Source organism: Bradyrhizobium elkanii USDA 76, from assembly GCF_023278185.1.
Classification (GTDB): Bacteria; Pseudomonadota; Alphaproteobacteria; order Rhizobiales; family Xanthobacteraceae; genus Bradyrhizobium; species Bradyrhizobium elkanii.
Window position 1 is genome coordinate 7996546 of the sequence record NZ_CP066356.1, and the last position, 17100, is coordinate 8013645.

General features: G+C 65.9%; 13 protein-coding genes. 6 read left to right on the forward strand and 7 right to left on the reverse strand.

Going from position 1 to position 17100, the window contains the following annotated elements; translation table 11 throughout:
• Window positions 1–8: 8 nt before the first annotated feature.
• Window positions 9–956 (reverse strand): alpha/beta fold hydrolase, encoded by a 948-nt coding sequence (locus tag JEY66_RS37850; RefSeq protein WP_016844028.1) that lies wholly within the window; start codon window positions 954–956, stop codon window positions 9–11.
• Window positions 957–1177: 221 nt separating this feature from the next.
• Between JEY66_RS37850 and JEY66_RS37855 the strand changes: the two genes are divergently transcribed.
• Window positions 1178–1654, forward strand: coding sequence for an Hsp20 family protein (locus JEY66_RS37855; RefSeq protein ID WP_016844027.1), 477 nt, complete (start codon window positions 1178–1180; stop codon window positions 1652–1654).
• A gap of 129 nt (window positions 1655–1783) precedes the next feature.
• On the opposite strand, the gene JEY66_RS37860 is transcribed toward JEY66_RS37855, so the two are convergent.
• A complete protein-coding gene (locus JEY66_RS37860) occupies window positions 1784–2590 on the reverse strand; it encodes a hypothetical protein (RefSeq protein ID WP_018269710.1) in 807 nt (268 codons plus the stop codon).
• Window positions 2591–3060: 470 nt separating this feature from the next.
• Between JEY66_RS37860 and gltB the strand changes: the two genes are divergently transcribed.
• Window positions 3061–7812 (forward strand): glutamate synthase large subunit, encoded by a 4752-nt coding sequence (gene gltB, locus JEY66_RS37865; RefSeq protein WP_018269709.1) that lies wholly within the window; start codon window positions 3061–3063, stop codon window positions 7810–7812.
• A gap of 159 nt (window positions 7813–7971) precedes the next feature.
• Window positions 7972–9429: a glutamate synthase subunit beta gene (locus JEY66_RS37870; RefSeq protein ID WP_018269708.1), complete on the forward strand. Its 1458-nt coding sequence runs from the start codon at window positions 7972–7974 to the stop codon at window positions 9427–9429.
• Between the two features lie 179 nt (window positions 9430–9608).
• Here the strand turns inward: JEY66_RS37870 and JEY66_RS37875 are convergent, their stop codons facing one another.
• Complete coding sequence (locus JEY66_RS37875; RefSeq protein ID WP_018269707.1) at window positions 9609–11300, reverse strand: outer membrane beta-barrel protein; 1692 nt, start codon at window positions 11298–11300, stop codon at window positions 9609–9611.
• Window positions 11301–11560: 260 nt separating this feature from the next.
• Between JEY66_RS37875 and JEY66_RS37880 the strand changes: the two genes are divergently transcribed.
• Entirely contained in the window at window positions 11561–12568 is a 1008-nt protein-coding gene (locus JEY66_RS37880) for a KpsF/GutQ family sugar-phosphate isomerase (RefSeq protein WP_016841098.1), read from the forward strand.
• Window positions 12569–12665: 97 nt separating this feature from the next.
• Here the strand turns inward: JEY66_RS37880 and JEY66_RS37885 are convergent, their stop codons facing one another.
• Window positions 12666–13205: a carboxymuconolactone decarboxylase family protein gene (locus tag JEY66_RS37885; RefSeq protein ID WP_016841097.1), complete on the reverse strand. Its 540-nt coding sequence runs from the start codon at window positions 13203–13205 to the stop codon at window positions 12666–12668.
• An 87-nt stretch (window positions 13206–13292) separates the two neighbouring features.
• Here JEY66_RS37885 and JEY66_RS37890 point away from each other — a divergent pair, with 87 nt between their 5' ends.
• Window positions 13293–13652, forward strand: coding sequence for a winged helix-turn-helix transcriptional regulator (locus JEY66_RS37890; protein ID WP_016841096.1), 360 nt, complete (start codon window positions 13293–13295; stop codon window positions 13650–13652).
• A 164-nt stretch (window positions 13653–13816) separates the two neighbouring features.
• Here the strand turns inward: JEY66_RS37890 and JEY66_RS37895 are convergent, their stop codons facing one another.
• From JEY66_RS37895 to hemH, 3 genes are all read right to left on the reverse strand, one after another.
• Window positions 13817–14263, reverse strand: coding sequence for an NfeD family protein (locus JEY66_RS37895; protein ID WP_018269706.1), 447 nt, complete (start codon window positions 14261–14263; stop codon window positions 13817–13819).
• A gap of 41 nt (window positions 14264–14304) precedes the next feature.
• The gene (locus tag JEY66_RS37900; RefSeq protein ID WP_018269705.1) at window positions 14305–15309 is read right to left on the reverse strand and encodes an SPFH domain-containing protein; all 1005 of its coding nucleotides are present in this window, start codon (window positions 15307–15309) and stop codon (window positions 14305–14307) included.
• A 168-nt stretch (window positions 15310–15477) separates the two neighbouring features.
• Complete coding sequence (gene hemH / locus JEY66_RS37905) at window positions 15478–16515, reverse strand: ferrochelatase (protein WP_026192217.1); 1038 nt, start codon at window positions 16513–16515, stop codon at window positions 15478–15480.
• Window positions 16516–16641: 126 nt separating this feature from the next.
• Here hemH and JEY66_RS37910 point away from each other — a divergent pair, with 126 nt between their 5' ends.
• Window positions 16642–17040 (forward strand): MAPEG family protein, encoded by a 399-nt coding sequence (locus JEY66_RS37910; RefSeq protein ID WP_016842609.1) that lies wholly within the window; start codon window positions 16642–16644, stop codon window positions 17038–17040.
• Window positions 17041–17100: the final 60 nt, after the last annotated feature.

The window sequence follows — 17100 nt, forward strand, 5'->3', positions numbered from 1 at the left end:
GCCATGCCTCACTTGAACAGCGGCGTGCCCGGCACGAACGCATCGAACGCCGCCCAGAACTGGCCGCGGTAGCGGTCCTGCTCCTGCAGGATCTCGTGCTTGGAGCCGGCGATCACGAGATGCGAGCCGGCGCGCAAGTGATAGGCGAACTCCTCGATCGCGGCCGTCGACACCACCTCGTCATTGCTCGCCGCCAGCATCAGGATCGGCTGGCGGATTTCGGACGGATACGACATGCCGCGGAAGGTGCGCATCGCGGTGAACGCGGTGTCGGCCCAGGCGATCGTCGGCGCCGCGATGCCGAGCGTCGGATCTTCCTCCAGGATCGCCGCGTTGCGGGCGTGGCGCACCGGATCGCTGGTCACGGGATTGCCGATGAACGGCGCGAGGCCGACCAGTTCGTCGCTGCCGCCGGGAACGTAGCGGCCGCCCTGCCCGGCCAGCCGCATGATCCGAAGCAGCGCGCTCGGGAAGAACGACACGCGGCGGCGCGGCAGGTCGATCATCGGCGCCGACAGCACCATGCGGTCGAACCAGCGCTTGCCGGCATGCGCGAGGCGCAGCATCACCGCGCCGCCCATCGAATGCGCCAGCGCGAAATAAGGCGGCGGGCAATCCGGCAGCACCACCTGCTGCACGAAGGTCTCGACATCGACCTCGTAGTCGGCGAAGTCGCGCACATAGCCCTTGCGGGGATCGCGCAGCCGCCGCGACGAGTGGCCCTGCCCGCGCCAGTCGATCATCGCCACCGCAAAGCCGCGGTCGCGCAGATCGCGCACGGTCTCGAAATATTTTTCGATCATCTCGCCGCGCCCGCCGAACACGCAGACCGTGCCCTTGCGGCCGGGCGGCGGCGCCCAGCGCGCAAAGCGCAGCTCGGCCCCGTCTGGTGTCTTGATGGTGCCACTGACAACGTCGTCCGGAACCGGGTTGGCGGGAATCGAGACGAGCGTCATGAAGGGGACCGGAGTGGTGAGACAGGGTGGAGATCAAGGACGCCGGCGCCAAAAAATGCGACGCGGTTTCCGCCTCTTGAACGCGACGTGACCCCTCCCATATCACCTCCGTGCAGGCCGCTACCAGTGCTTCGGAACCGAAACATCAGGCTGCACACATCTAAGCCCGGCCCGATGGCGGGCGGGTAACTGAAACAGTCGCTCAATGGAGGACTATTCCTATGCGTAGCTACGACCTCACTCCGTTCTATCGTTCCACCGTCGGCTTCGACCGCCTCTTCAACCTGCTCGATCAGGTGACCTCGGACGGCAGCCCCGGCTACCCCCCCTACAACATCGAGCGCACCGGCGAGAATGCTTACCGGATCAGCGTTGCGGTCTCCGGCTTCTCGCAGGCCGAGCTTTCGATCGTCGCGAAGGAGAACACGCTGACGATCAAGGGCGAGAAAACCGCCAACGAGAACTCCGGCAACGGCTCCGAAGTGCTCTATCGCGGCATCGCCTCCCGCGCCTTCGAGCGCGTCTTCCAGCTTGCCGACTTCGTGCAGGTGAAGACCGCTTCGCTCGAGAACGGTCTGCTCCACGTCGATCTCGTCCGCGAGATTCCCGAGGCCAAGAAGCCCCGCAGCATTCCGATCGGCGGCGGCGAGAAGGCCCCGCAGGTCGTTGACGGCTCGGCCGGCAAGGTCGCCGCCTAAGCAACAACCCCGCGTCAGCAGATATTGGCTGATTGCGAAAACGCCCCGGGAAACCGGGCGTTCTTGTTGCGCGTGGTCTTGGTAGCCCGGATGGAGCGAAGCGCAATCCGGGCTACACAGCGATGCGGGTCACTCCAATCCCTGCACCTTGGGCATTGCCTGGGTCGGCAGGATCGCGGGCGCAGGCGCCGGCGGCGGAGCGCCCTGACCGACGGTCGGAGCCTCGGCTTGCTGGACGACTTGCGGCGCAGCCTGGGCCTCGGCCGGCTTCGGGGCAGCTGCGGCCTGCTCGGCCGGCGTGGGTGCGGCTGCCTGGGCGGGCTCCGGGGTGGCCGGCTGCGGCGCGGCGGCCTGAGCCGCCGGAGCGGGAGCCTGCGCCGCCGGAGCCTGGGCGGCCGGGGCCGGAGCCTGCGCCTTGGCCGAGAGCGGGCTGCGTTTGGGCACCGGCACGCGGCTGGCGACATGCGGGATCGGGAGTGGCGGGCGCGGCACCCGGGCCTGAATCGGCCGCGGCATCGGTCCGACCGGACCGTCGGTCGCGCTCATTTCCTCTTCATAATTGTCGCCGAGTCGGGAGGCCGGCGTGAAGCGGATGATGTGGCCGTCGCGGGCATCGATCACCAGCCGGCCGTCGTCGCCGCCCTGGTCGATCACCGAGATCGTGTAGACGAACCCGCGCTGCCGGGGCGCGCCAAGCGGCAGATAGCCGTTCTCGCGGAGCACGGTATAGACCTCGACCGGCGGCAACAGGCTCGGGACCCGGCCAAAGCGCGGCGGCGGAGGAACCTCGGGCATGGCGGCATAGGGCCCGTCCATGTCGGATACCCTGACCAGAAGCGGGCTGCCGATCCGGGCGGACGTCGCCAGCTGGGCCTCGGCCGCGGCTGCGCTGAGCGCGAGGGCGGCGGCAGCAACCGAACCTGTGAACAACTTCATCGCCGTAACTCCTGTCTGCCCCGCCCTGGAGCGTTTCCGCTCTCTTGCCGGCTTGCCCGGGGCAAAACTTCAGTTTCAAATTCGGCAGTCCTTGGTCGCTCCTTGGGCCAGATCACGGCGTGTTTGCTTCGAATCGGGGGCGCCACATGCCCGCCGAGCCGTTCGATCCGAGCATGCGGGCGAGGACTTCCTCGCGCTTGTGTGATAGACAAAAATTTGGCAAGGTCTAAGTTAGGACAGTAAAGCTGTCTCAATTTCGAGGCCATCCCGGCATAGGGATTGCAACGAGACCTCGGCGCCCCGAGCTCCGAGAATGCTGCAGGCAGGGCCGTCCCTCAGGGGACGTTGAAACGCCCGTCGTCTGAATTTAGGAAAATGCGGCTCGCGGCGGACGAGCGGTGGCCCGGTGGGTGCCGCAACGTTCAAGGTGCGCCAAATACGGTGGAGCCCTTACGAAAGGGAGAGGACACATGAGCGGGTCGGAATTCGAGCGCGAAAACATCGTGGCAGGAACGCTGTCGGCGACCGCGGACTCGAAAGCCGCTGAGCCCGCGCGTGAGTTGCACACGCCCGAACTGCATACTTGGCGCCCGCAAGCCGAAGGCCTGTTTGATCCGAGCCTGGAAAAGGATTCCTGCGGCGTCGGCTTCATCGCCAACATCAAGGGCCAGAAGTCGCACCAGATCGTCTCCGATGCGCTGAACATCCTGTGCAACCTCGAGCATCGCGGCGCCGTCGGCGCCGACCCGCGCGCCGGTGACGGCGCCGGCATCCTGGTGCAGATTCCGCACGCCTTCTTCGCGCGCAAGACCGCGGAGCTCGGCTTCAAGCTGCCGCAGCCCGGCGAATACGCCATCGGCGCGCTGTTCATGCCGCGCGACGCCGCGTGGCGGAACGTGATCAAGAGCATCATCGCCGACGAGATCAAGAACGAGGGCTTCAAGCTGCTCGGCTGGCGCGATGTGCCCAGTGATAATTCCTCGCTCGGCGTCACCGTGAAGCCGACCGAGCCCTACCACATGCAGGTCTTCATCGGCCGCAACGGTGCGGCCAAGACCGAGGACGATTTCGAGCGCCACCTCTACATCCTGCGCAAGTCGATCTCGCAGGCGATCTATCAGCGCCGCGACCGCGGCATGGCGGGCTATTATCCGTGCTCGCTGTCGTGCCGCACCGTGATCTACAAGGGCATGTTCCTCGCCGACCAGCTCGGCAAGTACTATCCCGACCTGCACGAGGCCGACTTCGACAGCGCGCTGGCGCTGGTGCATCAACGCTTCTCGACCAACACCTTCCCGACCTGGTCGCTGGCGCATCCCTACCGGATGATCGCCCATAACGGCGAGATCAACACGCTGCGCGGCAACGTCAACTGGATGGCGGCGCGGCAGGCTTCCGTGCATTCGGAGCTCTACGGCAAGGACATCAGCCGCCTCTGGCCGATCTCCTATGAAGGCCAGAGCGACACCGCCTGCTTCGACAACGCGCTCGAATTCCTGGTGCAGGGCGGCTACTCGCTGCCCCACGCCGTGATGATGATGATTCCGGAAGCGTGGGCCGGCAATCCCCTGATGGATGAGCAGCGCCGCGCCTTCTATGAATATCATGCCGCACTGATGGAGCCGTGGGACGGCCCGGCCGCGATCGCCTTCACCGACGGCCGCAAGATCGGCGCCACGCTCGATCGCAACGGCCTGCGCCCGGCGCGCTACCTCGTCACCAAGGACGACCGCATCGTGATGGCGTCCGAAATGGGCGTGCTGAAGATTCCGGAGGACCAGATCGTCACCAAGTGGCGGCTGCAGCCCGGCAAGATGCTGCTCGTCGACCTCGAGCAGGGCCGCCTGATTCCCGACGACGAGATCAAGGCCGACCTCGCCAAGAGCCATCCTTACAGCGACTGGCTGCATCGCACCCAGATCCAGCTCGAGGAGCTGCCGGATGCGCCCGCCAAGGGCGTGCGCTCCAACCTGCCGCTGCTCGATCGCCAGCAGGCGTTCGGCTACAGCCAGGAAGACATCGCGATCCTGATGACGCCGATGGCCGCCACCGGCGAGGAAGCCGCGGGCTCGATGGGCAACGACACGCCGATCTCGGCGCTGTCGGACAAGCCGAAGCAGCTGTTCACCTACTTCAAGCAGAACTTCGCGCAGGTGACGAACCCGCCGATCGATCCGATCCGCGAGGAAATCGTCATGAGCCTCGTCTCGATCATCGGGCCGCGGCCGAACCTGTTCGACCTGCAGGGCGTCGCCTCGACCAAGCGCCTCGAGGTGCGGCAGCCGATCCTGACCGACGCGGATCTGGAAAAGATCCGCTCGATCTCCGACGTCGCCGAGACCCACTTCAAGTCGCGCACGCTCGACACCACCTTCCACGCTGGCTTCGGCGCGGCGGGCATGGAGCAGGTGCTCGACGAGCTCTGCGCGCGCGCCGAGGGCGCGGTGCGCGAGGGCATCAACATCATCATCCTGTCGGACCGCATGACCGGCACCGACCGGATTCCGATCCCGTCGCTGCTGGCCTGCGCCGCCGTGCATCATCACCTGATCCGCACCGGCCTGCGCACCTCGGTCGGTCTCGTCGTGGAATCCGGTGAGCCGCGCGAGGTGCATCACTTCGCCTGCCTCGCCGGCTACGGCGCCGAAGCGATCAACCCCTATCTCGCGTTCGAAACCATCCTCGCGATGAAGGACCGGCTGCCTGGCGCGCTCGACGACTACGAGATCGTCAAGCGCTACATCAAGTCGATCGGCAAGGGCCTGCTCAAGGTGATGTCCAAGATGGGCATCTCGACCTACCAGTCCTATTGCGGCGCGCAGATCTTCGACGCGGTCGGCCTGAAGGCGGACTTCGTCGCCAAGTATTTCGCCGGCACCCACACAAGGATCGAGGGCGTCGGTCTCGGCGAGATCGCCGAGGAGACCGTGCGGCGCCACACCGACGCGTTCGGCGACGGCCAGATCTACAAGAGCGCGCTCGATGTCGGCGGCGAATATGCCTACCGCACCCGCGGCGAGGACCATGCCTGGACCGCGGAATCGGTCTCGACGCTGCAGCATGCCGTGCGCGGCAATTCGCAGGAGCGCTACCGGGCGTTCGCCAAGATCCTCAACGAGCAGTCCGAGCGTCTCTTGACGCTGCGCGGCCTGTTCCGGATCAAGAGCGCCGAGGACGACAAGCGCAAGCCGGTCAAGCTCGAGGACGTCGAGCCGGCCAAGGACATCGTCAAGCGGTTCTCGACCGGCGCGATGTCGTTCGGATCGATCTCGCGCGAGGCGCACACCACGCTCGCGATCGCGATGAACCGGATCGGCGGCAAGTCGAACACCGGCGAAGGCGGCGAGGAGTCCGACCGCTTCAAGCCGCTGCCGAACGGCGACAGCATGCGCTCGGCGATCAAGCAGGTCGCCTCGGGCCGGTTCGGCGTGACGACGGAATACCTCGTCAACTCCGACATGATGCAGATCAAGATGGCGCAGGGTGCCAAGCCCGGCGAAGGCGGCCAGCTGCCCGGCCACAAGGTCGACGCGACGATCGCCCGCGTTCGGCATTCGACGCCGGGCGTCGGCCTGATCTCGCCGCCGCCGCACCACGACATCTACTCGATCGAAGACCTCGCCCAGCTGATCTACGACCTCAAGAACGTCAATCCGGACGGTCAGGTCTCGGTGAAGCTGGTGTCGGAAGTCGGCGTCGGCACGGTTGCCGCCGGCGTTGCCAAGGCGCGCGCCGACCATGTCACCATCGCGGGCTTCGAGGGCGGCACCGGTGCCTCGCCGCTGACCTCGATCAAGCATGCCGGCTCGCCGTGGGAGATCGGTCTTGCCGAGACCCATCAGACGCTGGTGCGCCAGCAGCTGCGCAGCCGCATCGCGGTCCAGGTCGACGGCGGCTTCCGCACCGGCCGTGACGTCGTGATCGGCGCGCTGCTCGGGGCCGACGAGTTCGGCTTCGCCACCGCCCCGCTGATCGCGGCGGGCTGCATCATGATGCGCAAGTGCCACCTCAACACCTGCCCGGTCGGCGTCGCGACCCAGGATCCGGTGCTGCGCAAGCGCTTCACCGGCCAGCCCGAGCACGTCATCAACTACTTCTTCTTCGTCGCCGAGGAAGTCCGCGAGATCATGGCGCAGCTCGGCTTCAAGACGTTCGACGAGATGGTCGGCCAGGTCCAGATGCTGGACCAGACCGCGCTGGTCTCGCACTGGAAGGCCAAGGGCCTCGATTTCTCCAGGCTGTTCGTGCGGCAGAAGGAGGAGAAGGGCCAGACGATCTATCACTCGGAAAGCCAGAACCACCATCTGGAAGCCGTGCTCGACCGCCGCCTGATCGGGAAGGCGCAGGCCGCGCTCGATCGCGGCGCCCCGGTCAGGATCGAGGAAGAGATCAACAACACCGACCGTTCCGCCGGCGCGATGCTGTCGGGCGCGGTGGCCAAGATCTACGGCCATGCCGGCCTTCCGCTCGACACCATCCATGTCGGCCTGAAGGGCACGGCGGGACAGGCGTTCGGCGCCTGGCTCGCCAAGGGCGTCACCTTCGAGCTCGAGGGTGAAGGCAACGACTATGTCGGCAAGGGCCTCTCGGGCGGCTGCATCATCGTCAAGCCGCCGAAGATCTCCGGCATCGTGCCGGAAGAGTCGATCATCGTCGGCAACACCGTGATGTACGGTGCGATCGCGGGCGAGTGCTACTTCCGCGGCATCGCCGGCGAGCGCTTCGCGGTGCGCAACTCGGGTGCAGTCGCGGTCGTCGAAGGCGCCGGCGATCATTGCTGCGAATACATGACCGGTGGCATCGTCGTGGTGCTCGGCAAGACCGGACGCAACTTCGCGGCCGGCATGTCCGGCGGCATCGCCTATGTGCTGGACGAGGCCGGCGACTTCGACAAGCTCTGCAACCTTTCGATGGTCGAGCTCGAGCCCGTGCTGTCGGAGGAGATGATCAACGCCGACACCTATCACCACTCCGGCGATCTCGAGGCGCATGGCCGGGTCGACGTGTTCCAGAACCTGCTCGACTCCGATGTGGAGCGGCTGCACGTCCTGATCACGCGTCACGCCAAGCTGACGGGTTCGAAGAAGGCGGCGGAGATCCTCGCCGACTGGAAGACCTGGCTGCCGAAATTCCGCAAGGTGATGCCGGTGGAGTATCGCCGCGCGCTGAAGGAAATGAAGGCGAACGCCGACGCCGAGCCGAAGATCGCGATCGGCGCGTAAGCCTGAAAGACCCTCATGGTGAGGAGGCGCGCAGCGCCGTCTCGAACCATGAGGCCGCCACACGGGCCTCCATCCTTCGAGACGCGGCGCACGCGCCGCTCCTCAGGATGAGGGTCAAACAGAACAGACGAACACATGATGCAGGGGCATCGGGTTTCAATGGGCAAGATCACAGGTTTTCTCGAGATCGAGCGGCATGACCGCAAGTACGAGCCGGTCGCCGATCGACTCAAGAACTTCAAGGAATTCGTCATTCCGCTGAGCGAGAAGGACACGCGCGACCAGGCTGCGCGCTGCATGAACTGCGGCATCCCCTATTGCCACGGCACCGGCTCGACCGCGCCGGGCACGCCGGGCTGCCCGGTCAACAACCAGATCCCCGATTTCAACGACCTCGTCTATCAGGGCAACTGGGAAGAAGCCTCGCGCAACCTGCACTCGACCAACAATTTCCCCGAATTCACCGGCCGCATCTGCCCGGCGCCGTGCGAGGCATCCTGCACGCTCAACATCGACGACAACCCGGTCACCATCAAGACCATCGAATGCGCGATCGTCGACCGCGCCTGGGACAATGGCTGGGTGAAGCCGGAGATCGCAGCCGTTAAGACCGGCAAGAAGGTCGCCGTGATCGGCTCGGGTCCCGCCGGCATGGCCGCCGCGCAGCAGCTCGCGCGCGCCGGCCACGAGGTGCATGTCTACGAGAAGTTCGCCAAGGCCGGCGGCCTGCTGCGCTACGGCATTCCCGACTTCAAGATGGAGAAGGGCGTCATCGACCGCCGCGTGGCGCAGATGGAAGCCGAAGGCGTCACCTTCCACTACGGTAAGGCCGTGGGCGGCTCGACGCCCGGTGCGATCGATCCGCAGGAGCTCGCCAAGCAATATGACGCGGTGGCGCTGACCGGCGGCGCGGAAGCCCCGCGCGACCTGCCGATCCCCGGCCGCGAGCTTTCCGGCATCCACTTCGCGATGGACTTCCTGCCGCAGCAGAACCGCCGCGTCTCCGGCGAGCCGCTGAACGGCGCCGCCGACATCCTCGCCGGCGGCAAGCATGTCGTCGTGATCGGCGGCGGCGATACCGGCTCGGACTGCATTGGTACCTCGTTCCGGCAAGGCGCCAAGTCGGTGACCCAGCTCGAGATCATGCCGGCGCCGCCCGAGCACGAGAACAAGGGCGTGACCTGGCCGAACTGGCCGCTGAAGATGCGGACCTCGTCGAGCCAGGCCGAAGGCGCGGTGCGCGAATTCGCCGTGCTGACGACGAAGTTCGAAGGCGTCGACGGCAAGGTGACGAAGCTGCATTGCGTCAAGGTCGACGACAAGTTCAAGCCGCTGCCCGGCACCGAGTTCACGCTCGACGCCGAGCTCGTGCTGCTGGCGATGGGCTTCGTCCATCCGGTGCACGAGGGCCTGCTCAAGACGCTGGGCGTCGAGCTCGACCAGCGCGGCAACGTCCGCGCCTCCCTGCAGGACTACCAGACCTCGCGCGCGAAGATCTTCTCCGCCGGCGACATGCGCCGCGGCCAGTCGCTCGTGGTCTGGGCAATCCGCGAAGGCCGCCAGTGCGCGCGCTCGATCGACACCTTCCTGATGGGCAAGACGGACCTGCCGGGGTAATCGCCCCGGCGGTTTCACCGAACTGCATCTCACAAACTCTGCCGTCATCGCCCGCGAAAGCGGGCGATCCAGTATTCCAGAGACGTCAAGGCTTGAAGGGATAGGCCGCGGCGTACTGGGTGCCCCGCGTTCGCGGAGCACGACACCTCATTTGAGATGCGACTTAGGCATCCTCACCGCTAATTCTGCACTCGCACGCCCAGCATCACCACGGTCGATGCCGAGCTCTGTCCCGGCTGGTTGGAATCCAGCCAGTCGCGGCGCACGGTGCCCTTGATCCAGAGGCTGCGGGTCATCTTGTAGATCAGGTCGCCTGACACCGAGTAGATCGTGTCGTTGCGGTTGTCGCCCTGGTAGTCGAGCGTGCCGTAGGTGAACTTGCCGATGCCGGTCAGCCAGCGGCGGAAGTCGTGGTCGACCTCGACGGTGTAGGTGCGCGACAGCACGCCCGAGGTGCCGGGCAGCGTGGTCTCGCCGAGCTGGGTATCGGAATAGAATTTGGCCGTGGTCAGCGGCGTCGCATTCCAGGTCAGCGAGGCGGTGGTCAGCAGGCCCTCGAGTGGGCTAAGCCGCGGGTCGACATAGTCGCGCCTGGCATAGCCGATCGAGATTTCGCCGAACAGAATCCGCGTGAATTCGAACGACGTACCGGCCTTGACGTAACCGCCCGACGAATTGCGCGCGTAACCGTTGCGGTCGAGATAGAGATCATGGAAGCGGCTGTCGCCCTCCACTTCCACGAACGGCTTCACGGCCGGATTGAGCTCATAGCTGACGCGGCCGACACCGCCATACTGCGTGAAATTGCGGTCGTCGTTCGACGACGAGGTGCCGTCGGTCAGCTTCGACCATTGGTAATCGGTGCGGTCGACTGTGCCGCCGAGCGAGACCTGCATGCGGTTGAAATTCTGGTCGATGCCGAAGGTGCCGCCGACCGTGGTGTAGATCGGATATCTGGCGAGGCCGGCCTGCACGTTCGGGCTGCCGGGATTGTCGGTCGAGACCAGCAGGCGGGCCTGCCCCAGGAGATGCGTGTCCCTGGAGACATCGAGACGGCCGTCGATATGGCCGGTGAAATTCGGACGGTCGATATCGAGCGGCGCCGACAGCGGCGTACCGTCGGCGTTCGGCGTCAGCCCGGAGCCATAGCCGGTGAAGGAGCCGCGCAAATCGGCGACGACGGCGTGACGCTCCCAGTCGGAGACCGCGAGGAATTCCGGCGCGACCATGTAGAACGCCCTGCCCTGCGGCGAGTAGAGCCGGCCCGGATTGGTGTCGTAGCCGGCCATCGCCTCGACCGCGGTCTTGACCATGAACGAGCCGGCGTAGTCGCCGACCGCGCCGAACGGATCGTCGTCGATCTTCAGCCGCTTGCGCGGCGGCTGGCCGACGATGGTGCCGGCCATCGCCGGCGGCAGCGGCGTCTTGTTGGCGGTCTCCGAGGGCGGGATCGACAGCCGCAGCTGCCCCGTGGCGTTCAATGGCACCGGCGTCGTCGGCGGCGAGCCGGGTCCCGCCGGCGGCTTCGGTTTGGCCTGGCCCGGGTAATATTTCGGCTTCTGGCGCTTGCGGTTGAGCGAGTCATAGCCCGACGTCGAGGCGCCGTTCGCCGCGGGGAGCCCGTAGGTCGGGACCTGCCCGATCCGCGTCGTCGTTGATGTCGATGAAGATGAAGACGAGGAGGAACGGCGATCGCGATCGGCGTCGGGCAGCTTCAGGCCGCTGAGCGGATCCATGGCGTCGGCCGTGGTCCGGCGCAGCGGCGAATCCTGCGTGATCACCTGGCTCTGGCGATTAGGGCTGAACAGATCGGGCGTCACGGTCTGGGCCGCGGCGCACCCGGTGGTCACGGTCAGCGCCAGGACGGCCACGGCAGGGCATGGCAAAACCGCGCGGACGAGGCGTCCACGCCGGTCTTGGCCGCTTGCTGGCCGCCGCAACACGATGGAAAAACTCCAACGAATTCACATACTTGTCGGACGCACTCCGCCGGGCGGCAGAAAACGTCGTTAATGGAGTTAAAACAATTATGGTTAATGAGCCGTTGAGGATCGGCCGCCGCGCGTCGCATCGCGGAATCGAACGTGCTAAGGGAGACGCCCGGGTGCAAAACCCTCCCTTGGAATCCTAAATGGCCAAACCGAAACCGCTGATGACCAAATCATCCGGCCCCGATGACGGCGCCGTTCAATCGGCGCTCCGCACCCTCGATGCCGAAGCAAGCGGCGTCGCAGCCCTTTCCGCAGCACTGAAGTCCGACCTCGGCGCGCCGTTCGCGGCAGCGTCCGAGCTGATCGGCAATGCCAAGGGACGGCTGATCGTCACCGGGCTCGGCAAGTCCGGCCATATCGGGCGCAAGATCGCCGCGACCTTTGCCTCGACCGGCACGCCGGCGTTCTTCGTGCACGCCGCCGAAGCGAGCCATGGCGACCTCGGCATGATCACGATCGATGACGTGATCCTGGCGCTGTCATGGTCCGGCGAGCAGCCGGAGATGCGCAACCTGATCGCCTATGCCGCGCGCTTCGGCATTCCGCTGATCGCGATGACGGCCGACAAGGACTCGACGCTGAGCAAGGCCGCCGACGTGCAGCTGACGCTGCCGAAGGCCCGGGAGGCCTGCCCGCACAATCTGGCGCCGACCACGTCCTCGCTGATGATGCTGGCGCTCGGCGATGCGCTGGCGATCGCGCTGCTTGAGGGCCGCGGCTTCACCTCGACCGATTTCAGCGTGCTGCATCCGGGCGGCAAGCTCGGCGCGCTCCTGAAATATGCCCGCGACCTGATGCATGGCGGCGACGCGCTGCCGCTGAAGCCGCTCGGCACCAAGATGTCGGATGCGCTGGTCGAGATGACCTCCAAGGGTTTTGGCTGCGTCGGCATCGTCGACCGCCACGGCCATCTCGTCGGCATCGTCACCGACGGCGATCTGCGCCGGCAGATGCGCCCCGACCTTTTGACGCGGTCGGTCGACGAGGTCATGACCAGGACGCCGAAGACGATCAGCCGCGACACGCTGGCCGGCGAAGTGCTGGAGCTGCTCAACGCCTCGAAGATCACGACACTGATCGTGACCGACGCCAAGAAGCCGGTCGGCATCATCCATCTGCACGATCTGCTGCGGGCTGGTGTGGCGTAATTCCGCTCCGTCATTCGGGGCGCGCGAAGCGTGAACCTCAGATGCGCAATTGCGCACCATAGTTCGATGCTTTCGCATCGCCCCAGAATGACGGCGTTTATTTCGGAAACCGCGCCGCGGTTTCCTCCAGCGGCAGGGCCAGCGCGTTGGCGAGGTAGGAGACCGTGCGGTAGAAGCCGCACAACAGGATGATCTCCAGGATCTGGTCCTCATCGTAATGCGCCGACAGCGCGGCGAATTCCGCGTCATCCAGCGTCGCGCGGACATGCAGCGCGTCGACTGCCGCGATCATTGCCTGTTCGGCCTGCGACCAGCAGCCGGCATCGGCCGGACCGCGCACGGTGGCGTCGACCTGCTGCTCCGTCAGTTCGGCGGCTGCGCCGAACGCCGTGACGTGGACGCCCCATTCATATTCGCAGGCATTGAGTGCGCAGGTGCGGTCGATCACGATCTCCCGCGCCCTGAGCGACAACGGCCCGCGGTCCAAAAGGCTGCCGCCGCGGAATTTCTCCCAGGCGCGCGGATGGCCGGCCATCACGCGGAACAGCATCAGCGGCGGCTTGCCGCGCATGATGCGGTCGAAATGCTGTTGAACGTCCGCCGGATAGGGCGGATCGAGCGGCGCGAGGCGTGACATGGCCTGATCCAGTTGCTACATTTAATGTAGCACCACGCTACAATATCTGTAGCGACTTGCAAGAGGGATTCGAAGGGAATTCGCGACATGCCGAAGCAGGGCCCAGTCACAAGACCCGCCGTCCGCGGCTCGCGGACCGGCCGCCCGATCATGGCGCTGCTCGATCTCTTGGGACGGCGCTGGACCTTGCGCATCATCTGGGAGCTGCGCGAGGGCGCGCTGACCTCGCGCGCGCTGCGCACTGCCTGCGACGAGGCTTCGCCAACGATCCTGCAGACGCGATTGACCGAGCTGCGCGAGGCCGGCTTCGTCGAACTATCGGAGGATGGCTACGGCCTCACCGCGCTCGGCCGCGAACTGTTCCAGACCTTCACGCCGCTCCATCGTTTCGCCGAGCGCTGGAGCAAGCGGGGCGGCAGCAAGACCTCGGCGACCGTCAGTGTGTAGCCCGCATGAGCGGAGCGACATGCGGGACCGGTTTCCCCAGGTATCGCGGAGCCTGTCATCGGGCGCGCATTCGCGCGACCCGTTGGCTGACCCGGGCTACGGATTACTCGTCCGAAGCAGCATCCGACGCTCGGGCCAAGTCGTCGTCGATGGCTCAGGTCAAACTAAGCGATCGCCACCGTCAGGCTGGCGCCGTCGGCGCGGACCACCTTCACCCGGCTGCCGGCCGGCGCATCGGGGCCGGCGACGCGCCACACCGTATCGTCGATCCGCACCGTGCCCGATCCGTCGATGATCGGCTTCTCCAGCGTGAATTCGCGGCCGACCAAGGCTTCGTTGCGGCGGTTGAGGAAGGGATTGGTCTTGCTCGCCGCCGTCGCGCCCTTGGCGAAATGCCGCCATGCCGGCACCGCCAACGCGGCGAACACTGCGAACATCAGGAGCTGCATCTGCCAGGACGGCGTAAAAGCGAACGACAGCAGGCCCACAAGGAGCGCTGCGAGCCCGAGCCAGAACAGGAAGACCCCGGGCGCTGCGAGCTCCAGCGCCATCAGGATGAACCCGAAGATCAGCCAGTTCCAGGTACCCAATGTCGAAAACATCTCGGCCATGACGTGACCTCTATCATTGCGGGCGCGACGCCGTCACGCCCTCACCGCTGCGGCGGCACCGGCGGCGGCGCAGTCGGGCCGGCCGGTGGCACCGAGCCGCCGCGCCGCGCTGCGGCCGTGGCGGACGCAGCGCTCTCGCCAAAAGTGGCGCGGGCGATCTCGCCGATGCCGGCCAGCGAGCCCAGCACGCTCGAGGTCTCGATCGGCAGCATCAAGACCTTCTGGTTCGGCGATTCCGCGAGCTGGCCGAACGCCTTGATGTACTTGTCGGCGATGAAATAGTTCAGCGCGGCGACGTCGCCTTTGGCGATCGATTCCGACACCATCTGGGTCGCCTTGGCCTCGGCCTCGGCGAGGCGCTCGCGCGCCTCGGCGTCGCGGAAGGCGGCTTCGCGGCGGCCCTCGGCCTGCAGGATCTGCCCCTGCTTGGCGCCCTCGGCGCGCAGGATTTCGGATTGCCGCTGCCCCTCGGCCTGCAAAATATCGGCGCGCTTGACGCGCTCGGCCTTCATCTGCCGGCCCATCGCCTCGACGAGGTCGGCCGGCGGCACGATGTCCTTGATCTCGATGCGGTTGACCTTGACGCCCCAGGGCGACACCGCGGCGTCGACCACGCGCAGCAGCCGCTCGTTGATCTCGTCGCGATGCGACAGCACCTGGTCGAGATCCATCGAGCCCATCACCGAGCGGATATTGGTCATGGTCAGGACGGTGATCGCCTGGTTGAGATTGGCGACCTCGTAGCTCGCCTTCGCGGCATCGAACACCTGGTAGAACGCGACGCCGTCCACCGTCACGGTGGCGTTGTCCTTGGTGATCACCTCCTGCTCGGGGATGTTGATCACCTGCTCCATCATGTTGATCTTGCGCCCGATGCGATCGAAGTAGGGCACGATCAGATTGAGGCCGGGCGACAGCGTGCGGGTGTATTTGCCGAACCGCTCGATGGTCCAGTCAAACCCCTGCGGAACGGTCTTGATCCCGGCGAACAGCGTAACGATGACGAGAAGAACAAACGCGATCGCGAAAACGTCGAAGCCAGTCATAAAGTCCTCCAGGGCCGGCGAGACCGTCGCCAGTCACGGTCGTGCATTGGTCGGCAGGACCGCTCCGCCGGTTCAGCCGGCTGTTGTTCTCCCTAGCACATAGGAAGCTGCCGTCCGACTACCAGATGCAAACGAATAGCCGTGTCCGGTGTCACTGATCGTTAACAATCAGATCCAGCCCTGAAGCTCGCGCAGCACGAGCTGGCGAATCACGTCCATGCCGCCGTCGCTGTCGTTGAGGCAGGGGATCGCCGCGAACTGCTCGCCGCCATTGTGCCGGAAGATCTCGGCATTCTCCTGCGCGATCTCCTCCAGCGTCTCCAGGCAATCGGCGGAGAAGCCGGGCGTCACCACGGCAATGCGCCGCACGCCGTCCTTGGCCAGCTTCTCGACCGTCTTGTCGGTATAGGGCTGCAGCCACTCGGCCTTGCCGAAGCGCGACTGGAAGGTGAGGATCAGCCCGTTGGCATCGAGCCCGAGCCGCTTGCGCAGCGCATTGGTCGTGGCGATGCATTGCACCTGATACGGATCGCCCTTGTCGACATATTCCTTCGGCATGCCGTGGAACGAGGCGACGATGATCTCGGGCTGGAATGGCAAGGTCGCAAGATGCGCATTGATCGAGACCGCGAGCGCCTCGATGTAGTCGGGATCGTCGTAGTACGGCGGCGTCACCCGCAGGATCGGCTGCGCGCGCATGCCGGCCAGCACGCGAAACGCCTCGTCGCAGACCGTCGCCGACGTCGCGGCGGAATATTGCGGATAGAGCGGCACCACCAGGAGCCGGCCGCAGCCCTGCGCCGCCAGCGCCTCGATGCGCTCCTTGATCGAAGGGTTGCCGTAGCGCATCGCCCAGTCGACCACGACGTGGTCGTGATCGGCGATCGCCTCCGCCAGCTTGTCGGCCTGCGAGCGCGTGATGGTCTTCAGCGGCGACTCGTTCTGCTCGGTGTTCCAGATCTTCAGATAGTCGCGCGCCTTGCGGGCCGGACGGACGCGCAGGATGATGCCGTTGAGGATCAGCTTCCAGAGCAGGCCCTGGTCCTCGATCACCCGCGGATCGGACAGGAATTCCTTGAGATAGACCCGCACGCCGGCGGCATCCGCCGTATCGGGCGTGCCGAGATTGACCAGCAGCACGCCGACGCGTTCCGGCTTCAGCGCCGCGGCAGGCTTCGCGCTCTCGAAGGGGATCACTGTGCTCATGATGGCCTTGCGCTTGCGTCCTTCGCTTGGGGTGCCTCGCTTGGGGTCTTGGGCTTCGCGCGTTGCTCCAACCTTGTCAAGCCGAGTGCGGGTTGGCTACGTTCCCGTGCGGAATAAGGGGGAACCATGACGATCGCCGAATGGTGCGTCTTCGGGACGCTGATGCTCTCGCTGCTGACGATCGTATCGGTGAAGTGGACCGGCTTCCGCAGCTTCGACAATGCCAGGCCGCGCGATCCCGACTTCTACGACGATCCGATCCGCTCGCGGGCGCTTGGCGCGCACCAGAACGGCATCGAGGCCTTCCCGTTCTTCGCCTTCGCCGTGCTGCTCGCCGAATTCCGCGTCGGCCCGCTGCGGCTGATCGACGAGCTCGCGGTGCTGTTCCTGATCGTGCGGATCGCCTACGTCTTCACTTATATCGGCAACCGCCCGACGCTGCGCTCGATCCTCTGGAGCATCGGTTTCGCGATCAACATCGCGATCTTTCTGCTGCCGGCGATCCGGGGCTATCTGACGAGCTGAGCCCCGCAGCCTTGTTATCCGTTATCCTTGTTATCCGTCATCCTGAGGAGCCTGCGCTTG